4 protein-coding genes are annotated in these 3,157 nt (G+C 60.2%); all 4 read right to left on the bottom strand.

Annotated features, from left to right (window positions below; translation table 11 throughout):
• Positions 1-377, bottom strand: a 377-nt coding sequence (locus J8J14_RS24515; protein ID WP_408896635.1) for a transposase, incomplete at its 3' end; no start/stop codon positions are given.
• A gap of 108 nt (positions 378-485) precedes the next feature.
• A complete protein-coding gene (locus tag J8J14_RS25915; protein WP_408896636.1) occupies positions 486-1,526 on the bottom strand; it encodes a serine hydrolase in 1,041 nt (346 codons plus the stop codon).
• Positions 1,527-2,307: 781 nt separating this feature from the next.
• Positions 2,308-2,583: a PilZ domain-containing protein gene (locus J8J14_RS25910; RefSeq protein ID WP_408896633.1), complete on the bottom strand. Its 276-nt coding sequence runs from the start codon at positions 2,581-2,583 to the stop codon at positions 2,308-2,310.
• 333 nt (positions 2,584-2,916) lie between these two features.
• Positions 2,917-3,157: EAL domain-containing protein (locus J8J14_RS24500; RefSeq protein ID WP_209382158.1), on the bottom strand; the 241-nt coding region annotated here is incomplete at its 5' end.

Raw genomic sequence — 3,157 nt, 5'->3', positions numbered from 1 at the left:
AGCGTCTTGAACAGCGACGCCATGCCCGGACACTGCGAACCCGGTTCCGCCGCGATCCACAAGCCTACCTGGCCCAACTGGAACAGACTGCCTGCCAGCCGACTTTGCCGGCCTAGTTTTTTTGAGAGCACGTCCTGCAGCACCGCCCTGTCCAGGCTGAGCTCGGCCACCAGCCGCTTCAGCCGGGCATTCTCCTCCGTAACCTGCCTGAACTCCCGCACCTGCTCGGACTGCAGCCCCGCGTACTCCTTCCTCCATCGGTAGAAGGTCTGCTCGGAGATGCCGAAATGCCGGACCAGGTCGGCCACCGGCAGGCCCAGCTCCGCCTGCTTCAGCACCGACACGATCTGCTCGACCGAGAACCGCTTCTTCTTCATGGCCAATCTCCTCATCCATCATGGGGAAATCCGCCGAAACAACTAACACCTCAGATGGACCACTTTCGCCGGGTCACCTCACCTTACGACTTCTTTCTGGAAAAGCTTTCAAGAAGTGGGATGCTTAGGACCGCCTGCCTGTCTCCTTACCGCTGCGACGCCGTTTTCCACTAAAGCAGATATCTTGGCGTCCCGCTCTCCCGCAGTTGAGCTACCCAAGACCACTGCGAGTACACGTTTGCCGTCCGGCGCTCCGGCAAACGCAATCATGTTGTAGCCACTCTCTCGCACATAGCCGGTCTTCCCAGCGTATATTAGTGGGTGCCACCCGACGAGGCGCGATGTATTCTGGAAGAGTGTTCCGCCGTACTCCCATTGCGCCTTTCCAAGCACGTCCATTGCTGCCTGTCGCCTTGCCGCAAGTAGGGCGCCGAGAACCGCAAGATCCCGCGCTGTCGAAACATTGCGCCGGTCGGGTAAACCTGATGCGTTACCGAAGGAAGTCGTATGCATCCCAAAGCGACGTGCGGCAGCAGTCATAGCGGCTGCGAAGTGCTCTTCGGTTCCGGCTAAGCGCTCTGCGACAGCTGTAGCAACATCATTGCAGGAACGCACGGCCAAGCACAATGCAGCTTGGCGGGCCGGAATGGTGCTACCTGCCCGCAAGCCTAGACGAGTCGGCGGCATCGAGGCGGAGCGCGCCGAGATTGGGATAGGCGCAGCCTCATTGATGGTCCCCTCGTCGATTGCGGAGAAAAGCAGTTCGAGAGTCATGAGCTTTGCAAGGGAGGCTGGGCGAGCTGGGACATCCGCATTGACCTCGTGCAATATTGTGCCTGTATCGAGATCGACCAAGATCTCTGCCCGTACTCTTCCCTCAACGACTCTGGTGCTGGGCTGGGGAGTGCTGAACGAACGTGGAGCCGCAGCGGACGTGAGGGCAGGCGAAACTGACGGGGTCACTACCGGGGGAGTGGTGATTGGTGATCGAGGCGCAGGCGCAGGTGGTACACCGGGCCAAATACCCGTAGTATTGGACGTAGATCTGGCGGACGGACCACCAGCCCATCCTGGACGCTCCCGTCCATTACCTTCAATTGCACCCAAACTTTGTGCAGGCGCTTGCGCCCCTACCGCCGAAGCAAGCATGAGCATGTTGAACGCGACGGCATTTGCAAGTGCGCGTCTCGCCGATCGCTTTCGGGTAAACATACTCCGGCTCCAAATCAGCCATTCCAAGGTGCCCTTCGGTTGTTGATAGAATGTGTCTCGGCGGCTTTCCCGCCTTTTCACCTTCTAGCCACTCGACATTTTACGGGAGCGGGAGACCTGCGACTGTGAGGTATTCGAAGGGTTTTCCGATTGCTCGGCATGATGCTGCTGTCGCGCGCTCCTATACACCACCTACAGCAAATGTCCGTCTGAGGCGGGCCACCCCCGCCTCAGACGGACATTTGCTGTAGGCGCCAGCGTACGACGCCGTGGATGGCAGGCATGGAGCCGCCCTCCAGCACGGCCGCCAGCGTTGCACGGCGAGCCTTCGGCAGCCGGGAAGCTGACCAGGGGCCTTGCCGTTTACAAAGTCTGGCTCGGCGCTGTTGAACTTCAGCATCCATTCCCGGAAGATCTGCAGGCTCACGCTACGGATCTTCGCCACGTTGGTGTGGATCGCAGTGCCAGGAACCGCAACCACGGCCAGCAGGAGCCGGGCTTGCGCTGCATCATTCGTCCGCTGCGGTGCCGCAAGCCGGCGAGGCGCGCTCAAGTCACCCCGAAGCGGAATGGCCACGCGGAACCTCCGGCGTCTGCGATTTTGAATTGTGAATCCACAGCGGCGGGGAATTCCCCATAAGACTCACAATCTCGGAGCTTTGATACAGGCCCGGCCGCGACCTCACCGTAAGGGCTCCTGCAACTTACCACCACCCTTTTACGAGAATGGTATGCCGGGAAGGAGGCTGGCGAACTCAAAGCCGGCGTATGCGCCATGCTGCCAACGGCAGTGCGCCTCGCGGAGCTGCCCATCGGGCAGCTTCAAAAGCGTCTCTGCAGGGAGAGCCATATCGTGCCCAACGTGCAGCTTTGCTCCACTTGCCGAAACCTCAAGCAAGACGCAGGGAACCCAATGCCCGTTCGCCAGCATTTCTGCCATTTTGATCATTAGACGCCGCTCGTGCCGCCGTCTGTTAAGGCTGAAGAATCGCATCCGGTATGGTCGTCACGCTATGCAAGGCAGAGAAGACGGCCGCCGCCTTCCACTTCACGCAACGGTGTCGGACAGAAACGACCAGGAAGCAATGGATGCAAGCTGGATTCATGTGTTTTAAGCCATGTGCAGCTTCGGCAGCCTCTCCATGACTACGTGGCCGCCTGTGACGCCGGCCACAAGCTCAACCGCTTACGCGGGCTCACCCCTGTTTGATTCCTGCAATCTGTGGGCGAGCAAACCATGAGGCGCTGTCGCCAACCCGCGCCGCCAACTGCCGGCCCTAAACACCGCACTTCGAACTCCAGGACCTGTTGCGCTCGAGTTGCGCAATCAACTTGTTTCTTTCGAGCCATAAGCATCGCGGTCGAGCGAAAGCGTCCGGAGTTGTTGCTGTATTGAGAGCTGCTTTCCCAACTGCACCCCTGACACAGGCCGTGAAAAGAAGAACCCCTGGGCGGCCTCGCATCCTTCCTGGCGCAGCATTTCGGCTTCCTCGGCGCTTTCCACCCCTTCCGCCAGGGTGCGCAGGCCAAGGGCCTGGCTCATCCGCAGGATGGCGCGCAGGATCGCG

Source organism: Pararoseomonas baculiformis, assembly GCF_017813395.1.
In the GTDB taxonomy this organism is placed as follows: domain Bacteria; phylum Pseudomonadota; class Alphaproteobacteria; order Acetobacterales; family Acetobacteraceae; genus Roseomonas; species Roseomonas baculiformis.
The sequence above is the reverse complement of the archived record's forward strand: the minus strand, read 5'-3'. Positions and strand labels throughout refer to the sequence as shown.